The organism is Candidatus Spyradosoma sp. SGI.093 (assembly GCF_050314555.1).
In the GTDB taxonomy this organism is placed as follows: Bacteria; Verrucomicrobiota; Verrucomicrobiia; order Opitutales; family UBA953; genus Spyradosoma.
On sequence record NZ_JBNPNH010000001.1, the window covers coordinates 70,427 to 87,604 of the forward strand.

At 62.4% G+C, this 17,178-nt stretch carries 18 protein-coding genes; 2 read left to right on the forward strand and 16 right to left on the reverse strand.

The window, feature by feature from the left end; translation table 11 throughout:
• Positions 1-58 precede the first annotated feature (58 nt).
• From ACQREB_RS00310 to ACQREB_RS00385, 16 genes are all read right to left on the reverse strand, one after another.
• A complete protein-coding gene (locus ACQREB_RS00310; RefSeq protein WP_427763897.1) occupies positions 59-1,501 on the reverse strand; it encodes an aldehyde dehydrogenase family protein in 1,443 nt (480 codons plus the stop codon).
• A 58-nt stretch (positions 1,502-1,559) separates the two neighbouring features.
• Positions 1,560-1,919: a four helix bundle protein gene (locus ACQREB_RS00315; protein WP_427763899.1), complete on the reverse strand. Its 360-nt coding sequence runs from the start codon at positions 1,917-1,919 to the stop codon at positions 1,560-1,562.
• A 28-nt stretch (positions 1,920-1,947) separates the two neighbouring features.
• Complete coding sequence (locus ACQREB_RS00320; RefSeq protein ID WP_427763902.1) at positions 1,948-2,259, reverse strand: EutN/CcmL family microcompartment protein; 312 nt, start codon at positions 2,257-2,259, stop codon at positions 1,948-1,950.
• A 42-nt stretch (positions 2,260-2,301) separates the two neighbouring features.
• Entirely contained in the window at positions 2,302-2,583 is a 282-nt protein-coding gene (locus ACQREB_RS00325; RefSeq protein WP_427763904.1) for a BMC domain-containing protein, read from the reverse strand.
• Positions 2,584-2,637: 54 nt separating this feature from the next.
• On the reverse strand, positions 2,638-3,822 hold the full coding sequence (locus tag ACQREB_RS00330; protein ID WP_427763907.1) for an acetate/propionate family kinase: 1,185 nt from the start codon (positions 3,820-3,822) through the stop codon (positions 2,638-2,640).
• Positions 3,823-3,882: 60 nt separating this feature from the next.
• The gene (locus ACQREB_RS00335; RefSeq protein ID WP_427763910.1) at positions 3,883-4,185 is read right to left on the reverse strand and encodes a BMC domain-containing protein; all 303 of its coding nucleotides are present in this window, start codon (positions 4,183-4,185) and stop codon (positions 3,883-3,885) included.
• 52 nt (positions 4,186-4,237) lie between these two features.
• A complete protein-coding gene (locus tag ACQREB_RS00340; protein WP_427763912.1) occupies positions 4,238-4,507 on the reverse strand; it encodes a BMC domain-containing protein in 270 nt (89 codons plus the stop codon).
• 41 nt (positions 4,508-4,548) lie between these two features.
• A complete protein-coding gene (pduL, locus tag ACQREB_RS00345) occupies positions 4,549-5,211 on the reverse strand; it encodes a phosphate propanoyltransferase (RefSeq protein ID WP_427763915.1) in 663 nt (220 codons plus the stop codon).
• Positions 5,212-5,426: 215 nt separating this feature from the next.
• Positions 5,427-6,260: a glutamate racemase gene (gene murI, locus ACQREB_RS00350; RefSeq protein ID WP_427763918.1), complete on the reverse strand. Its 834-nt coding sequence runs from the start codon at positions 6,258-6,260 to the stop codon at positions 5,427-5,429.
• Positions 6,257-7,951 (reverse strand): hypothetical protein, encoded by a 1,695-nt coding sequence (locus tag ACQREB_RS00355; protein ID WP_427763921.1) that lies wholly within the window; start codon positions 7,949-7,951, stop codon positions 6,257-6,259. Before ACQREB_RS00355 ends, murI begins: the two co-directional genes overlap by 4 nt.
• 404 nt (positions 7,952-8,355) lie before the next feature.
• Complete coding sequence (locus tag ACQREB_RS00360; protein WP_427763923.1) at positions 8,356-9,156, reverse strand: LicD family protein; 801 nt, start codon at positions 9,154-9,156, stop codon at positions 8,356-8,358.
• Positions 9,153-10,682, reverse strand: a complete 1,530-nt coding sequence (locus ACQREB_RS00365) for a lipopolysaccharide biosynthesis protein (RefSeq protein ID WP_427763925.1) — start codon at positions 10,680-10,682, stop codon at positions 9,153-9,155. Before ACQREB_RS00365 ends, ACQREB_RS00360 begins: the two co-directional genes overlap by 4 nt.
• A gap of 34 nt (positions 10,683-10,716) precedes the next feature.
• On the reverse strand, positions 10,717-11,772 hold the full coding sequence (locus tag ACQREB_RS00370) for an NAD-dependent epimerase/dehydratase family protein (RefSeq protein WP_427763928.1): 1,056 nt from the start codon (positions 11,770-11,772) through the stop codon (positions 10,717-10,719).
• Positions 11,757-12,476, reverse strand: coding sequence for an IspD/TarI family cytidylyltransferase (locus ACQREB_RS00375; protein WP_427763931.1), 720 nt, complete (start codon positions 12,474-12,476; stop codon positions 11,757-11,759). Before ACQREB_RS00375 ends, ACQREB_RS00370 begins: the two co-directional genes overlap by 16 nt.
• A 340-nt stretch (positions 12,477-12,816) precedes the next feature.
• Entirely contained in the window at positions 12,817-13,308 is a 492-nt protein-coding gene (locus ACQREB_RS00380; RefSeq protein WP_427763934.1) for a GbsR/MarR family transcriptional regulator, read from the reverse strand.
• Positions 13,309-13,609: 301 nt separating this feature from the next.
• Positions 13,610-14,836 (reverse strand): MFS transporter, encoded by a 1,227-nt coding sequence (locus tag ACQREB_RS00385; RefSeq protein WP_427763936.1) that lies wholly within the window; start codon positions 14,834-14,836, stop codon positions 13,610-13,612.
• Between the two features lie 143 nt (positions 14,837-14,979).
• Here ACQREB_RS00385 and ACQREB_RS00390 point away from each other — a divergent pair, with 143 nt between their 5' ends.
• Together ACQREB_RS00390 and ACQREB_RS00395 are read left to right on the forward strand one after the other, a co-directional pair.
• Positions 14,980-15,969, forward strand: a complete 990-nt coding sequence (locus tag ACQREB_RS00390; protein WP_427763938.1) for a hypothetical protein — start codon at positions 14,980-14,982, stop codon at positions 15,967-15,969.
• Positions 15,970-15,992: 23 nt separating this feature from the next.
• Positions 15,993-17,096, forward strand: coding sequence for a hypothetical protein (locus tag ACQREB_RS00395; protein WP_427763940.1), 1,104 nt, complete (start codon positions 15,993-15,995; stop codon positions 17,094-17,096).
• Positions 17,097-17,178: the final 82 nt, after the last annotated feature.

Consider the following 17,178-nt stretch of genomic DNA (forward strand, 5'->3'; position numbering starts at 1 on the left):
TTTTAAGCTCTTGAACCTTTCGGCTTTTCCGCGCGCCGCGCCGTTCGTCATCCGCTGTTTAATACAGGTTCAGCGCTTCGACCATGACGCAGCGGCGGGAACGCGTGAACGTCATCGGCGTGGTCACGCCTTCGCCCGTCGGCGTCGCGATCGTGAAGCTGAGGAAGCCTTCGCCGCCGAGCCCGAGGCCCGCCGTGGAAGGTCCGTTCTTGACGAACAGCGTCGTGTCGCAGCGCTGCGCCATTTCCGTAAGGCGGTCGACGTTCTTCGAGTGCATCACGGACGTATGGCGGAAGCCGTGTTCCGCCTGAAGGGCGGCCTTGATCGCGGCCTTCCAGCACGGCACGCGCACGATCGGCATGACGGGCATCATCTGCTCGCCCTGGACGAGCTGGTGGTCCGCGTCGGTTTCGCCGAAGAGCATTTCCGTGTCCGCGGGAACGCTGAGCCCGATCGCCTTGGCGATGACGGCGGCGTCCTTGCCGACGAATTCCTTTTTCGGGTGCGGATAGCCCTTGCCGTCGTAAGGCAGGAAGCATTCGCGCACGACGGCGTCCATCTGCTCGCGCGTGAGGCGCACGCATTTGAGCTTGTCGAACTCGGCAAGAAGCTGGTCGGCGACGCTCTCGACGACGAAGACTTCCTTTTCGCCGCAGCAGAGCAGATTGTTATCGAACGCGGCGCCCGCGAGAATGTCGCGCGCGGCCTTGGCGAGGTCCGCCGTTTCGTCGACGATGACGGGCGGGTTGCCCGGGCCGCCGCAGATGGCGCGCTTGCCGGAATTCATCGCCGCCTTGACGACCGCGCCGCCGCCCGTGACGCACAGCAGGCGCACCAGCGGAGACTTGCACATCGCGTCGAAGGATTCGAGCGTCGGCTTCTTCACGCACGCGAGCAGATCCGGAATGCCGATTTCCTTGTAGATCGCCTCGTTGTAGGCGCGGATCGCGTGCGCGGCGATCCTGCAGGCGCCCGGGTGCGTGTTGAACACCACGGCGTTGCCGGCGGCGATCATGTTGATGGCGTTCCCGCTCAGCGTCGGCACCGAGTGCGTCGAAGGCGTGATCGCGCCGATGACGCCCCACGGCGTGTTGTCGATGACGGTCAGCCCCGCGTCGCCCGAAAACGCCGTGCGGTCGAGGTATTCCACGCCGGGAACGACGGGAATGCACGAACGCAGCTTTTCGATTTTGTGCGCGAGCTTGCCGATCTTGGTCTCTTCAAATTCCATCTTGCCCCAGGGCTCGGCGTTCTCGACGGCGAGCCGGCGGATGCACGCGACCGCCTTGCGGCGCGCGGCGACGCCCTGCTTGCAGAGCATCTTGTAGGAGCGCTGCGCGGCGTCGATGGCGTCCTCCATCTTTTCATAGACGCCGAACTGGGTCTGCGCGGGAACGGCGGAACACGCACCCGTGGGCATTCCCGTGGGGTTCACGCCGTTTTCGCGGAGCTTCTGGAGGACTTCCGCGACGACGCTGGAAACTAAATTTTTATCGATCATAGAAAATGAATTCAAGTTATGAGGTTATGTCGCTTCGCTGAGTTATGAGGTTATGAAGTTAACGGCTTTCGACGGATTCGATGAGGCGTCTGATCAAAATACGGAGAAAGCGGATTCTCGCCATCAGTTCTTCGGTCGTTTTTATGTAGCCGATTCTGAAGGCGATTTCGATCTGCGTTTCGAGTTCCGCGACGGACCCCAGGGCGATTCCGAGAAATCTGGAAAACTCCTTGCAGCCGAAACGCCCGGCGCCTTCCGCGATGTTCGAGGGAATGGAAACGGCCGCGCGGCGCATCTGCGAGGTCAGCGCATACGCTTCTTCTCTGGGAAAAAGGCGCGTCGCATCATAAACGTCCACGACCAGAGACATTGCTTCCTGCCAAGCTTTCAGATTCTTATGCGAGGTAACAACTTCCATAACCTCATAACCGCCATAACTTCATCACCTATGTATTCGAAGAATACAGCTTCGCTTTGCCGCAGTCCACGGAATCGACGATGCCGATGACCACGGCGTCCACGGGCGTGTCCTTGTCCGGAGCGGCGAGACGCGCCGACGAACCCTGGACGACGAGGACGAGCTCGCCCGCTCCCGCGCCGAGCGCATCGTAGGCGACGAGCGTCGAGGACGACGGCTTGAACGCCGTCGCGCCGGGCTCGCTCACCACGAACGGGCGAACGAGCACCATGCGCCGGCCGGTCATCTTGTCGTTCTTTTTCGTCGCGACGACCGAACCTTCTACGCGCGCGATCAACATCTTGACGGGAACGCTGAGGTTGCGAGGGGAACTCCCGAAGCCTTATTTCGCCTTCGGAAGCACGACCGCGGTGTCGTTGTGCGGACGCGCGATGACGCTGGTCGAGACGACTTCGCCGAGCGCCTGCGCGGCGGTCTTGCCGGCTTCGACGGCGGCCTTGACGGCGGCGACGTCGCCCGTCACGCAGACCGTGACCATCGCGTTCCCGACCTGAGTCATCGGGCCGACGAGTTCCACGTTCGCGGATTTGAGCATGGCGTCCGTCGCTTCGACGAGCGCGATAAGCCCGCGGGTTTCAATCATTCCAAGTGCTTGATTTGCCATAATGTTTTTTCTTTCGTTTTGGTTGTTAAATTTTTTGGAAAAAGTTGGTGAGCTTCACAGCGTTCCGTTCAGCTTCGCCCAGGCGTTGCGGGCGATGATGAGTTCTTCGTTCGTGGGCACGAGGCGCACTTCGATCTTCGAATCCGGCGCGGAAATCACGGCCTCGCGGCCGCGCGCCGCGTCGTTCGCGGCCTTGTCGAGCTTCACGCCCGCGAAGTCCATGCCTTCGAGAATCTTTTCGCGCAGAATCGGATTGTTTTCCGCGATGCCCGCCGTGAACGAAATCACGTCCGCGCCGTTCATCTCCACGAGAAACTGTCCGATGTACTTGCGGATCGCGCCGACGAAGACGTCGATGGCGACGGCCGCGTCCGCGTTCCCGCTTTCGGCGGCGGCGAGCAGGTCGCGCATGTCGCCCTGCGGCAGCCCGGAAAGCCCCTTGAGCCCGGATTCCTTCGAGAGCACGCGCTCGACTTCATCGACGCCGAGATTCAGATCCCGCGCGAGGTAGATCGCCGCGAAGACGTCGAAATCGCCCACGCGGTTGTTCTGCGGCAGCCCGCTCTGCGGCGTCATGCCCCAGGAGGAATCGATCGCCGTGCCGTTTTTGATGCAGCACACCGACGAGCTTCCGCCGAGGTGGCAGGAGATCACGCGCAGATTTTTCTCGCCCCCGCGGAGCTCCGCCACGCGCTGCGAAATGTAGCGGTGCGAGGCGCCGTGAAAGCCGTAGCGGCGGATGCCGTAGCGGGCTTCCCAGTCGCGCGGAACGGGATAGCGGCGGTTGTGTTCCGGCAGATCGTCGTAGAACGCCGTCTCGAACGTGCCGATGCAGGGCAGATTCGGGAACGCCTTGCGGAAACTGCGGATCGCGTTCACGTAGGGCGGATTGTGCGCGGGGAAAAGCGTGTAGAGCGCCTCCATCGCCGCGAGCACGGGCTCTTCCATGAACTGCGTTCCCGAAATCCCTTTCGCCATGACGGGCTTGAAGCCGACCGCCGCCAGATCGCCGAAGCCGCCGAGAATCTTCTCGACGAACGCGATCGCCGCGGCGTAGTCCGGGAACGCGGCGTTCCCGCGCACCTCCTCCGCGGAGCCGATCACGTGCTTGAACGAACCTTCCGCGGCGCCAATGCGCTCGATGCCGCCCGAGGCGAGGACGCGCTCCGACGGCATCTCGTAAAGCTTGAACTTGAACGAGGTGCTGCCGATGTTGGCGACCAGAATTTTGTTTGCCATGACGATGATTCCGAAAAACTTGTGCGGGAAAAGCCCCCGACGCGCGAAGCCGCGGGAACGTTATTTCTTCGCCGGCGTCGCGGTCGAGCCGAGGAACTTGCCGAGCTGGCCGAGATCTTCGTGCGGACGCGGGATGACGTGGACGGCGACGACTTCGCCGATCGTGCTCGCGGCGGTCGCGCCGGCTTCGACGGCGGCCTTCACCGCGGCGACCTGCCCGCGGACGAACACGCAGACGTGCCCGGAGCCGATCTTTTCCCAACCGACGAGTTCGACGTCCGCGCTCTTCAGCATCGCGTCCGTGGCTTCAAATTGGCAAACGAGTCCCTTCGTTTCAACCATTCCAAGTGCTTGTGCAGCCATGATGTTTTCCTTTGTCTGAAAATGTTTTCTGTGTTCGCGAAATCCCCGAGGCTCAGCCCACGAAGAACTTCAGCAGTTCCGGCGACGGGCGCGCCATGACGTGCGAGGCGACGAGGTTGCCCACGCGCGACGCCGTTTCCTTGCCCGCTTCGACGGCCGCCTTGACGCTGCCGACGTCGCCCTTGATGATCGTCGTGACCAACGCCCCGCCGATGGAGATCGACTTGACGAGCTCGACGTTCGCGGCCTTCACCATCGCGTCGCTGGCTTCCACCAGGCCGACGTAGCCGCGCGTTTCAATAAGTCCGATTGCTTCGCTCATGATAGTATTTTTGTTGGTTGTTTTGTGATGTTTTGGAAATTTTACGCCTTGAGGATCTCCACCTTCGTCGCGTGGTCGAGGTCGCACGCGTTCGCCTCGTCGGTGTCGATGTGCACTTCCAGCTTGAACGTGGGATCGATGCGCACGGCGACTTCGTCGAAGATCGTCGTGCAGCCCGGAGCCGTGATCTTCAGCTGGCACAGGTCGCGGTTCTTCAGACCGTAAAACGCCGCGTCCGCGGGCGACATGTGCACGTGGCGCATCGCGCGGATCACGCCCTGCTTCAGCTCCAGAATGCCCTTCGGGCCCATGATGTAGGCGCCCGGCGTGCCGTCGAGCTCGCCCGACATGCGCGTCGGAATGTCCGGAATGCCGAGCGAAACCGCGTCCGTGAACGCGAGCTCGATCTGCGACTGCTTGCGCGTCGGCCCGAGAATGCGCAGATTCGGAATCATGCGCTTGCGCGGTCCGATGAGCGTCACCGTTTCCTTCGCGGCGTACTGCCCGTCCTGATAAAGCATCTTGTGGACGTTCAGCTTGTAGCCCGGACCGAAAAGCGTTTCGAGATCCTCCTGCGAAATGTGCATGTGGCGCGCGGAGCTGTTGACGACGAGCGTCGGCGCGGGAGCGTCGGTCGCGGGAACGTTGCCGAGACGCTTGAGAAGCGCGTTGCGAACCAATGTCTCAATCGTGGCTCTATCCATAAAAAATCGGGGAAAACAGGGTTAAATTTTTAAGGAATTGAAACACCGGAAGCCGCCGCGGTCAAATGAATTTCAAAAAAATTTGCCCGAAAAAAACTTTCCGTTCCCGGAAACAAAATACGCTTGAGAAAACGCGGAACAGGTTATGAAGTGACGCAAGTTCTTCGCGAAGCGAAACGCGGGCGACTTCATGACTCCATAACCGCATCGCGTCGTCACTTTTCCAGCACGATCTTCTCCGCGGGCGCGGGCGCGCCGAGAAATACGGCGGCGTTCTCGGAAAAACGCTCCGGAGACTCCGTCGTGAAAAATTCGGTCTTTCCGTTTTTAGAAAGTCTTTCGTTCATTTCCGGATGCCGGCGCAGGTAATCGACGAGCGCCTCCGCGACGCGCTCGCCCTGCGGACAGACGCGCACGCCGGCGGGGACGTGGCGGCGGATTTTCTCGAGCAGCAGCGGGTAATGCGTGCAGCCGAGCACGAGCGTGTCGATCCGCGGGTCGCGCGAAAAAAGCGCCTCCAGGTGGCGGCGGACGAAATAATCCGCGCCGGGCGTGTCGATTTCGCGGTTTTCCACGAGCGGCACCCACATCGGACACGCCTCGCCCGTCACGCGCATGTGCGGGAAGAGCTTGGCGATTTCGAGCGCGTAGGATTCCGACGCGATCGTTCCCGGCGTGGCGAGCACGCCGACGTGCTTCGTGCGGCTGAGCGCGTCGAGTGCCTCCACCGTCGGCCGAATTACTCCGAGCACGCGGCGGCTCGGATCGCGGGAACGCGGCAGATCCTGCTGCTGAATCGTGCGCAGCGCCTTCGCCGAAGCCGTGTTGCAGGCGAGCACGACGAGCGGGCAGCCCGCCTCGAAAAGCCGAAAGACCGCCTGGCGCGTGAACGCGTACACCACGTCGAACGAGCGCGTTCCGTAAGGCGCGCGCGCGTTGTCGCCGAGATAGACGAAATCGTGCGACGGCAGAGCTTCCCGGATTTTTCGGAAGACCGTGAGCCCGCCGTAGCCGGAATCGAAAATGCCTATGGGAGACGCGGAATTCACTCGTTTCTGATGACGACGGATTTCGCCGTCAGTTCCTTTTCTCCGAGCCACGTCTTGGAGACGACGCACCACTCGAAATCCTTTTCGGAAAACGCGAGCAGCGCGGGAAGACGCGAAACGTCCGCGCCCTCGAAATCGAGGTCGAGCTCATCGGCGTCGCCGACGCTCTTGCGCAGCCCCGAGAACGAGCGCCCTAGATGCGTCCACGAAAGCGAGCAGCCGCCCGGCGGGAGCAGTTTTTCGCCGGCGAGCAGGCTCGGCGAATTCCACGCCGCGGGAACGCCGTCCGCGTTCCCGCCGACCGCGAGCTCGACCAGGCTCCGATTGCCGCAGAAGAGGCGCCCGCCCGAAACGGCGACCGCGAACGCGTCCGACGCGTCCTTGCCTTCAATCGGAAACACGCAGATCTCGGGAGCACCGTTCTTCGGGGAGACCGTCGTCGGCGAAATCCCGCATGCGGCGGGAATCTTTTTGAGCGCGTCGCGCGCGAGCGCCTCGTCGGCGACGTCCTGCACGAAAAGCTGCTTCTGCTCCGTTCCCGTCCAGACCGTGCACGAGGAAGCCCCGAACCCGAGGCCGGAAAGCAGCGCGGGAACATCGATTCCCTGCGTCATTTTGAAACTCTGCGCCTGCATGTCCACGAGCCCGAAAAGCGGCGTCGCGCGGCGCCCGATGTCCCAGAGGCTCAGCAGCGCGGCGCCGAACGAGAAGCCGGCGCACTCGACGGAGGAGACGCCTTCGGACGGGAGCGCGTAGGTCGGCTTCGCGATTCCTTCGCGGAGCGAGGACGTGATCAGCGCGACGAGCCCGCGGTTCGCGTTCCACGCGAGCGCGGATTCCGCGACGGGATTGCCGGCGGCGTCCGTCCCGTAAGTTCCCCAAAGCGAATCGATCGCCTCGGGCGCGAACGCCCTGACGATCGGCGTCGCCATGACGGCGAACATCGCCGCCTCCGGTTTTTCCGCGAGCTCGGCGGAAGTTTTCTTGTCCTTCGCTTCGGCGAAGGCGTAGATCGCGTCGGCGAGCGACTTGCCGTCCGCGTAATACCAGAAATTCGCGCCGCCGATGCGCGCGCGCGCCCTGCGGAAAGCCTCGGTGGCGGAAAGCCCGGCGGCGTTCCCGCGCTTCGCCGCCGCGACGAGCTTTTCGAGCGCGGAAACGGAAGTCGCGGCGAAGAATTTTCCGTCGATCACGGCGACGCCGCTCCGGTCGTCCGCGTCTTCGCCGAAAGCGAGTTTTTTCGCGGGAACGCCGAGGATTTCGCAGTCCTCGATCACGGGAGCCTTGCCCATCGCCGCCGCCTGCCGACGGTGGATTTCCGCGGCGGTTTCGAGCGTGAAATTCTTCCCGCAGTCGGCGATTTCGACGAGCGCGGGAGCGCCCTTCCCGTCCGCGATCACGGCGAGAAGAATTTCGCCGCGCACCGACTCGAACTCGGCGGCGAGCGCGTCGAAGAATCCGCGCGCCTCGGCGTCCTCGCGGAACGCGTCGACGACGGGGCGTAAGATCTTGCGCTCGAAATCGGCGGCGAAGGCGTTTTCCGCGACGTGCTTTCGCATCGCGTCGGCGTCTTCGATTTTGACGAGCGCGAAGGTCTCTCCGGCCGGCAGGTATTTTTCGAAATCGGCGGCGGCGAAAGGCGCGAGCGCGAACGCCGCGACGGATGCGAATACGCAGGGAAGTCTATGCATGTTCATAGCACGCCGATTATGATTCAGCGAAAATCCGTAAGACAACATAAATCTCCCGCCGCGCCAGCGCGCGGACGCTCCTTCGCCCCGAAGCGCGCCTCTCGCGGGAACGCGAAAACGAACAGGGATTGCGGGGATTTTGAGAGATTGGATTCAGACCCTCGAAGCGCTCCGCCGGAGAACGGGAAATCGACGCCCTTCGGAGCGTTCATCTGCGGGAATCCGCGAAATCAGCGGGAGATTCTCCGCGTCCGCGCGTTCCCGCGACGAATACGCCGAAAGTCGAGAAAGTTCACAAATTCATATAAATTCGTAAAGTTCAGTTGCCGAATTTGCATAAATTCATGAAGTTTCGCTGAACGGGCTCGGGCGCAGCGGCGACCAGCTGAAACCGGCTTCGTCCTCTATTTTCGCCAGGCGGTGAAGGAGTGATTCGACACGCGTTTTTCCGGAGGAGGCAGCTGCATGAAGTTCCCGTAAAGATTCCGCAAATACGTTTCCCAGCCGACGAGAGCCTTGAATTTCTCGCCCGCGAAATCGACGTCCAGGAGCTTCGAAAAAGCCTCCGCCGGCATGCATTCCCGCGCGCCGTAACCCCATGTCATGCATGCCACGAACGGATTCCCTTCGAAGCCGTGCCGCATGACCAGACGCCTGAATACTCTGATGAAGAAACGATTCGTGAAAAGCGCGAGCGGCAAGCGGATTCCCCACAGAATCAGCGTCTTCCAGAACGCGCGTTCTCGCCGAAACAGCGGCAGGTGCTTATACGAAATCCATCGCAGACAGAGCGAGCGTTCCCGCAGCGCACGGCGAATGCTCGCGGAATCGTCCGGGAACCCGTCCACGGGGAAAACGTCCACATAGACTCCGGCTTCGATTTCCGGATAAATGCTTTCCCGCAGCAGCGTCCCGTCGTCGTAGACTTTCGCGAACGGATACAGGTACGCCGCGTCGGTCTCGTGCGTGTGCAGGGAAACGCCTTCCGCGCAGAATTCTCGGCAGAAACGTTCGTAGTCCGGGCGCGGCATGAAGATGTCCACGTCGTCGTCCCAGGGAATGAATCCTTTATGCCGAACCGCTCCGAGCAGCGTCCCGCCGCACAGCGAATAACGCAGTCCGCGCGCTTCGCAGAAGGCGTGAATCTTTTTCAAAATGCCGAGCTCGATTTCCTGGAGCTCTTTCGTGTCCGTGATTTCTCTCATGTTCTTTTGATTTTCTTCAAAAATTTCCCCGCGTATTCGGCGACGAGCCGGCGTTCGGAAACGCCGAAACCGAAGAACCACGCGCTCAGGCAGACCGCCGAAACCGCCAAGCCGGACGACGCGGCCGCGCTCGCCCAGGCGTTCCCGAGCCCCCGCGCCAAAAACCACGGCGCCGGGAACGAAATCAGCGTGACGAGCGCCGCGGGAACGCAGACCGTCTTCAGAAATTTTCTCACGGGCAAGGCGACCGCCCTGCGCAGAATCACGAGCCGCGACGCCATCATCGTCAGATTCGTCGCGATGCGGATCGCGAGCACGCTTTCCGGCGGCATTCCCGCGCGCAGCGCGAAATACGCGAGCGGCAGGTTCAGCAGATTCAGAGAACTTACGCAGAGCGCATAACGGCGAATGTCTCCCGTCGCGCCGATGGACATCCACAACGGGCCGTTCAGCGCGTCGATCAACGCGAAAATGATCGTCAGCCGCACGAACGCGACCGTGTGCGCGGGAACGTCCACGAGCCAAAGGCTCAACGCGAACTCCGCGTTCATCCAGACCGGAAGCGCCAGCACGAGCATCATGTAATAAGAAATCTTCGAGGCCCCGAAAATCAGCGCCAGGAAATATTCCCTGTCGTTTTCCGCATACGATTTCGTGATCTGCGGGCTGAACGCGGTCTGAAAATTCGAGACGAACTGATAGACCGCCGAATTCACCTGCGTCGCGACGCCCATCGCGGCGTTCACGGCGACGCCGCAGAAAATGTTCACGACCATGTTCACGCCCTGCGTCGAAGCCAGCGTCGCCACGCCGCTGATGAGATTCCACGCGGAAAAAGAAAGCAGCTCGCCGAAGAGCCCGCGGTCGCGCGGGAACGCGAAACGCGTCGTTTCCCCGAACGCCCGAAAACAGTAGGCGACGTTCGTTCCCGCCGCCGAAAAAATGACGCCGAAAATCAGCGCCGAATAAAACACCAGCTTGTCCGCGCCGCCGACGTCGAGCAGAAAGAGAATTCCGAACTTGGCGAGACATTCCCCGATGCTCAGCCACGCCAAAAAAGACATGCGTTCATAGGCGACGACCGCCGCGTTGAACGGCGCGCGGACGATTCCGACGAGCGTTCCCGCGACCGAAAACTGATACGCCCAGTTCGCCGCCGCCATGCGCTCGGCGGGAATGTTCAGCTGCGCGTTCAGAAACCAAAGCCCGACCGTTTCCGCGAGCACCAGCACCGTTCCCGCTATCGCCGCGTGAATGATCAGGCTCGTCGAAAAGACTTTGCGGACGCGTTCGAAATCCTTTTTCCCGAGCTCGAAATTCAGAAAACGCTGCGTCGCGCCCGTCAGCGCGCTGTTCAGGAACGCGAACAGAACGACGACCCCGCCGACGACCGAGTAAATCCCGAAATCGTCGATGCCGAGCTTGTCCAGCACGATGCGCGACGCCCAAAAGCCGATGAGCATCGAAACGCCCATGCGCAGATAAAGCGCGAGCGTGTTTTTCGCTATGACGGAAGTCCTGCTCACGGCGCTTTCGAGTCCGCTTCGACGTCCTCTCCCCTCACCCGCGGAGAATCGCGAGCGTTTCCGCGATCGCTTCGCGCAACGTCCATTGTTCCCGCCAGCCGAGCGCGCGGAGTTTCTCCGTTCCGAAAATCGAATTCTGCACGACGGAATAGCCCGCCTTTTCGACGCCCTCGGGCAGCTCGAACACGACGCGCGTTCCCGCGAAGCCCGCGCACGTCTCCGCGAAATCCCGGAGCCGCATCGGCTCGCTCGCGACGTTGTAGGCTTCGCCGGATTCGCCCTTGCACAGCGCCGCGAAAATCCCCGCGACGCAGTCCGGCGTGTACGTGTAGGAAAACAGCTGCGTTCCCGCGCTTTTCAGCACGATGTTCTCTCCGGCGAGCGCGTTGCGCAGGAACTGCGACGACGCCTTGCTGTCGCTCGCCAAAAGCGTCGGGCCGAAAATGCGCGACGGGCGCACGGTGACGAAGTCAAGCCCCGCCTTGGCGCGCGCGATTTGGAAAAAACATTCGCAAAGCCGCTTCGCTTCCGTGTAGCAGGCGCGCATCGTGTTGCAGTCGATGTAGCCGCAGTCCTTTTCGGAAAAGGCGTTCTTGCCCTCGCGGTTTTCGCCGTAAATTTCGCACGAAGAAAGAAATACGCTGCGGGAACGCGGCGAACGGCGCGCGGCGGCGAGCAGATTCTTCACGCCTTCGATGTTGATTTCGATCGTGCCGAGCGGATCGCTCCCGTAGGCGACGGGGTGCGTGTTCGACGCGCCGCAGATCCAATAGTCGGCGGAGATTTCTTCGGGAACGCGTTCCCGCGCGTCCTGTTCGACGAAGACGATCTCGCCCGAGTCCGCGCCGAAATCTGCGAAGCGTTCCCGCGCGGCGGCCGCGTCGCGCGTGAGCGCGAAAATCTTCGCGCCGAGCCCTTCCCGCGCGTTCAGAAAACGAAGCACGTCGACGAAAGTCTTGCCGATGAGCCCCGTCGCGCCCGTGACGAAAAACGTTTTTCCTCGGAACGCGGAAAAATCGAGAAATTCCGAACGCGCGACGCGCTCGACCGATTTCAGATAGAGCGGATGCGCGTTCATTTCTTCAGCCATTTTTCGGGTTCGGCGGAAAGCAGAGCCTTGAAAAGCGCAATGTCGTCGAGCGTGGTCAGCTTGATGTTTTTCTCCGATCCGGCTGCGAAATAAAGCGTTTCGCCGAGATCCGTCATCATCGTGTTCGTGTAGGAAGAACCGTAAATTCCGATTTTTTCAGCAAAAGCTTTCTGATAGGCCCAATGAAGTTTTTCAAAGCGATAAGCCTGCGGAGTCTGAACGCGGCGCAAGGTTTCGCGCGGGATATATTTGCGCGTCGACTCTTCGTTTTCCTTGATGAAGATCTGCTCGTTGTAAGGAAGTGAGGTCACGGCGTTCCCATGGATTTGAGCCTTGACGATGACGTCGGAAAGAACGCTTTCGTCGACGAACGGACGAATGCCGTCGTGAATGATCACGATGTCGTCGGCGGCGCAATGCTCTTTCAGTCCGAACACGCCGTTGCGGATGGATTCCTGCCCAGTGCTCCCGCCGGGGAAAATGTGTTTCAGTTTCGTGATGTTGAACTGATTGGCGTAGGCGCGGAGCACGGTTTCCCAGCCCGCGAGACAGACGACCGCGATGGCGTGAACGTCCGGATGCCGCTCGAACGCTTCGAGCGTGTGAATGATGATCGGTTTTCCCGCGACGTGCATGAATTGCTTGGGAATGTCCTGCCCCATGCGGTTGCCGGTTCCCCCGGCGATGACGAGTGCGATGTTCATGATTTTTCAGAGATTAATTTTTTCGAAAAAGATTTTTTTGCGGGCGCTTGGGGGCGAAGACATTCCTGTCTTCGTTCCCGCGGCGGGCGGTTTCCGAAGGACGAAATTCCGCCGCGCGGCGTCCGCGCGTTCCCGCGACGAAGACGTGGACGTCTTCGCCCCCATGGCGCGCGTTTCGCGGGAACGCTTTTGGGGAAGCGACATTCCTGTCGCTTGCCGAGATCCCTCCAAAGGAAATTTCCTTGAAGAAGGTTTCCGAAAAGCGACAGGAATGTCGCTTCCCCGGAAGGGAAATGAATTCGTGGAAATTCGTGTCCATTCGCGGTTCCTTTTTTCCGCGTCAGCCGAGGATTTTTTCGACGGCGGGAACGAGAGAGGCGAGCGCGTCCTTCGCCGCGCGCAGCTTCGCGATCTTCGTCTTCGCGGCGTTCCCGCGCGCGAGCTTCGACGCGTGCTCCAGGCGAAGCGAAGTCTTTTCCACCGCGGGCAGGAGAATCTCGTGGAGCGCTCCCGCGGCGAATTTCTTCAAGTCCGTCTCCGCCTCGAAGAAGTCCTTGCGCTCGCCGAGCCGGATCACGACGCGGATCGCGCCGAAGCGCCGCAGCAGCTGAGTCGCCTCCACGCACGCGCCGCGCGAGAGCAGGAGCTTTTCCTGCAGGTCGGTGATCGCGAGCGGCTCGTCCGCGCAGTAGAGCGCACCGTAAACCATGCCGACGCTCTTGCGCAACCCGAGCATCGCGGCCCCGCGGCAGAACACCTCGACCACGGCGAGCTCCCACGCTTCCAGCGCGGGCAGAGGAGCTTCGGATTTCCTGTCATTCTTCTTTGACATGGCAGGAAACACTGACGGTTTAAAATACCGAGGGGAAAACGACTCCGAAGCCGCATAAACAAAAGGATTTCCCCCTCGGTCAAATCGCGCGGAATTTCAACCAGAGGGAAAGCGACATTCCTGTCGCTTCGGCGAAATCAGCTTTCGGAAAATTCAAAAAAGCGGCAGGAATGCCGCTTCTCCCCTGCGTTCCCGCGATTTTTCGCCAAAGAAGAATTCCGTGCTTTTCCGTGTCTTCCGTGGTCGAAATTTCGGACTTGCCACCGGTATTTTAAACCGAGGGGGAAGCGGGGAAATCACTTTATGGTTTTTCTTCCCGCGCGAAACCGCGCAGGCGGCGCGCCGTGAAGATCGACGAGGCCGCGACGAGCGCGACCAGCCCCAGCGCCCAGCGCAGCGATCCGAGCGCCTCCGAAATGAAGCCGATGACCGGCGGCCCGAGGAGAAAACCGAGAAAGCCGACCGTCGAGACCGCTGCGATCGCCTTGCCCACGGGAACGCTCGGCGACTCGCCCGAAAGGCTGTAGCAGATCGGCACGACCGCCGAGACTCCGAAGCCCACGAGCAGGAAGCCGAGCGCCGCAGGAACGGCGCTCGGGAACGCCACCGCGAGCAGCAGCCCCAACGCCGTCGCCGCCGAGCATGCCTGGACGACGCGCACCTGCCCGAAGCGCGTGATGAAGAAATCCGCCACGAGCCGCCCGCTCGTCATCGCGAACATCGAGGCGACGTAGCCCAGCCGCACGAGCGCCTCGCCCGGCTTCACGACGTCCGCGAAATAAATGCCGCTCCAGTCGTACATCACGCCTTCGCAGCCCATGCACACGGCGGCGAGCACGCCCAACGTGAAGATGAACGGATCGCGCAGCGCGAAGCGCCGCCGCGGCGTTTCCGGCGTTCCCGCGCCCTGCTCCGCGAGCGCGCGCTGTTTCGCGGCGTCGCGCGGGAGCGTCCGCCGGATCAGCAGCGCGAGCAGCGTCAGATTCAGCGCGCACGCGCCGACGAAATGCTCCCACGGCAGAATCCCGTGCGCCGTCAGAAAAGAGCTCGCCAGCCCGGCGAGAAAGCCCGCGAGGCTCCACAGCCCGTGAAACGTCGCCATGATGCTGCGCCCGTAAAGCCGCTCCACGCCGACGCCCTGCGTGTTCACCGCGATGTTGTGCAGATTCCCGGCGCAGCCCCACAGGAAAAGTCCGAAGAAAAGCAGGTGCGGCGTGCCCCACTGCGCGACGAGCCCGCAGCAGACCAGCGTCAGCCCGTAGGAGACGACCGCCGCCGCGAGGCAGTTCCGAGAACCGAAGCGGCTCACGAGCCAGCCCGAAACCGCCATCATCGCGAGCTGCCCGGCGGGAATCGCGAAAAGAATGCCGCCGACCTCCGCGTCGTTCAGCCCGAGCGCGATCTTCACGTCGGGAATGCGGGACGCCCAGCTCGAAAAGACGACGCCCTGCATGAAATAAAAAACGGCGACGACCGCGCGCAGCTTCGCGCGTTCCCGAGGCGTCGTGACCTTGTCTTCAGCTTCCATAAGAAAAACCGAGCCGGCGAAAATACGCCGCCGCCCCGCCCCCCTTCAAGCGGAAACGGAACCGCCCGCGCCGCGCGAAAAGCGCCGCCGCCGCGCAAGTTTTGGATTCAAAAACGCGGGAACGCGCGCCATTATAGCGCGTCATGCCGCAAACCACGCAAGCCGGAGGCGCCGCCTCCGTTCTGAATCCGCTTTGGCCCGACGCCGAATGGGACGTTTCGGGCGCGTTCTCGAACGATCGGGAGCTGCTGCTCTTTCACGACTTCTTCCGCCAGGTCTTCGGCGTGCGCGTTCCCGCGCTCGTCCACGGCGCGCCGCTTTGTCTTTGGAACAGCGGGCGCGTGCTGCCCAAGCTCATCTGCACGGCGGAGCAGATCCGCGACGCCGGGCTCGCCTACACGCGCCGCGGCATCTCCGTGGATCTCACGTTCTCCAACCACCTGCTGACGGAAAAGCATCTCACCGACGAGACCGGCAACGCGATTCTGAAATTCTTCGAGCGCAACAATCCCGCCCGCGGGAACGGCGTCATCATGGCGTCGGACGCGCTCTACGAGCACGTGAAGAAGAACTACCCGACGCTGCGCACGGTCTCCTCCATCATCAAGGTCACCGTTGAGCACGGGCGCGGCAAGTTCGACTACTACCGCCGCCTCGCCGAGCGCTACGACAAGGTGATGATTCACCCCGACGACGCGTGGAACTTCGACCTGCTCGAAAAGCTCGAGGACAAGTCGCGCTACGAGATTCTCGTCAACGAATACTGCGTGCGCAACTGCCGCATCCGCCACCTGCACTACCGTTCGCTGTCCAATTCGGCGCTGGATTATTTCGGCGCAAAGGACGCGGAGTTCGACAAGCTTTTCCCGAACAACGGCTGTTCGGACATGCGCGGGCTCATGTGCGACCCGGACCACGGGAGCGCCGCCCTCGCGCTCGACGAAATCCGTCGCCTGCACGAGCTCGGCTTCCGTAAATTCAAGGTGCAGGGGCGCGGCATGGCGAACGCCGGCGGCTCGATCTTCGACCTGCTCCGCCTCACGCTGCGCGACGACGCGCCCGGCGAAAACTTCATGCGCCGCGTCAAGCTGCAGTTCCTCGAAGCGCTCGCGACGCTGAACCCGCAAATCTGAAATCCCTTCCCGACGATCCCGCCATGAGCCAACCCACGTCCTTCGTTCTCGCGCCGAACCTGCTCTCGCCGAGCGCGCCCCTCGCGCCCGACGCGCCGCAGATGAAATCCACGCTCCCGCCGCCGAATTTTCTCGCGGACGCCGCGTTCCCGCAGGCGCGCTGGTCGCTCGGCGGCGCCCTGCTCTACGATTCCGCGCTCGTCGAGTTTCTGAAATTTCTCCGCACGGAAGTCCCCGTCGTCGCCGTGCGCGACGTCTCCGGCGCGCCGCCCTGCGCGTGGACGCTCGACTGGTATTCCACGCGCCCGCTCGTGCCGCCGGGAACGTTCTCCGAGCGCGTCAAAAAGTTTTCCGAGCTCGGCGTCGGCTTCTCTCTCGATTTCGACAATCCGCACGTCGGCGCGGACGCGCTCGAGGGCGTCATCGGCAACACGCTGCTGCGCAGCTGCGCGACGCTTTCGACGATGCGCGTGCGCATCGCCTCGGAGGCGCTCGCCGACCGCATCCGCGCCGCGTTCCCGCAGGCGAAGCTCCACGCGGGCGCGAATCTGGCGGTCGCGGCGGACGCGCGCGGGAACGCCGATTTCTACCGCCGCGCCGCGGAAAAATTCGAGACCGTGACGCTGCACCCGCTCGACGCCGCGGACTCGGATTTTCTCGAAAAGCTCCTCGCGGAGGTCCCCGCGGACAGGCTCGAAATCGAGATCAACGACACCTGCCTGCGCGCCTGTCCCGTGCGCAAGGAGCATTTGGACACGCTGGCGAAGATGCGCCTCGCGCCCTGGGACGCCTCGCTGCTGCAGCGGCGCCACGCCCTGCTCGCGCAGGCGTCGTGCGAAAACGTCTGCGCCGATCCCGGGAACGCCGCCGCGCGCGCCGCGCTGCTCACCCGGGACGAACGGCTCCGCGCCTACGCGCTGGGCGTGCGCAATTTCCGGATACAGGCGGAAAAGCTACGCAGCGAGCTCGCCTTCTTCTGGGAGCTGGGCTCGCTCATGCTCACGGACGCGCCGGAATTCCGGCACAAGAAGGCGGCGTTCATGGCGTCCTCCGTCAACAACGTGAACGCGCCCGTCCCCGTCTTCAAAAGCGGCACGAGCGCCTTCGTGATGCGGAAATACGAGTGAGCGCGCTTCGCGCCGAGGCGCAGGGGCGCCGCCGCGCGCGCTTTTCCGGCTTGCCGCGGCGGGAACGCGGGAGTGTAATGAC

What these genes read in the sequence shown, in the direction of transcription:
- ACQREB_RS00310 (WP_427763897.1), bottom strand. Translation starts at nt 1,501, where the DNA reads ATGATCGATAAAAATTTAGTTTCCAGCGTCGTCGCGGAAGTCCTCCAG.
- ACQREB_RS00315 (WP_427763899.1), bottom strand. Translation starts at nt 1,919, where the DNA reads ATGGAAGTTGTTACCTCGCATAAGAATCTGAAAGCTTGGCAGGAAGCA.
- ACQREB_RS00320 (WP_427763902.1), bottom strand. Translation starts at nt 2,259, where the DNA reads ATGTTGATCGCGCGCGTAGAAGGTTCGGTCGTCGCGACGAAAAAGAAC.
- ACQREB_RS00325 (WP_427763904.1), bottom strand. Translation starts at nt 2,583, where the DNA reads ATGGCAAATCAAGCACTTGGAATGATTGAAACCCGCGGGCTTATCGCG.
- ACQREB_RS00330 (WP_427763907.1), bottom strand. Translation starts at nt 3,822, where the DNA reads ATGGCAAACAAAATTCTGGTCGCCAACATCGGCAGCACCTCGTTCAAG.
- ACQREB_RS00335 (WP_427763910.1), bottom strand. Translation starts at nt 4,185, where the DNA reads ATGGCTGCACAAGCACTTGGAATGGTTGAAACGAAGGGACTCGTTTGC.
- ACQREB_RS00340 (WP_427763912.1), bottom strand. Translation starts at nt 4,507, where the DNA reads ATGAGCGAAGCAATCGGACTTATTGAAACGCGCGGCTACGTCGGCCTG.
- pduL (WP_427763915.1), bottom strand. Translation starts at nt 5,211, where the DNA reads ATGGATAGAGCCACGATTGAGACATTGGTTCGCAACGCGCTTCTCAAG.
- ACQREB_RS00355 (WP_427763921.1), bottom strand. Translation starts at nt 7,951, where the DNA reads ATGCATAGACTTCCCTGCGTATTCGCATCCGTCGCGGCGTTCGCGCTC.
- ACQREB_RS00360 (WP_427763923.1), bottom strand. Translation starts at nt 9,156, where the DNA reads ATGAGAGAAATCACGGACACGAAAGAGCTCCAGGAAATCGAGCTCGGC.
- ACQREB_RS00370 (WP_427763928.1), bottom strand. Translation starts at nt 11,772, where the DNA reads ATGGCTGAAGAAATGAACGCGCATCCGCTCTATCTGAAATCGGTCGAG.
- ACQREB_RS00375 (WP_427763931.1), bottom strand. Translation starts at nt 12,476, where the DNA reads ATGAACATCGCACTCGTCATCGCCGGGGGAACCGGCAACCGCATGGGG.
- ACQREB_RS00380 (WP_427763934.1), bottom strand. Translation starts at nt 13,308, where the DNA reads ATGTCAAAGAAGAATGACAGGAAATCCGAAGCTCCTCTGCCCGCGCTG.
- ACQREB_RS00385 (WP_427763936.1), bottom strand. Translation starts at nt 14,836, where the DNA reads ATGGAAGCTGAAGACAAGGTCACGACGCCTCGGGAACGCGCGAAGCTG.
- ACQREB_RS00390 (WP_427763938.1), top strand. Translation starts at nt 14,980, where the DNA reads ATGCCGCAAACCACGCAAGCCGGAGGCGCCGCCTCCGTTCTGAATCCG.
- ACQREB_RS00395 (WP_427763940.1), top strand. Translation starts at nt 15,993, where the DNA reads ATGAGCCAACCCACGTCCTTCGTTCTCGCGCCGAACCTGCTCTCGCCG.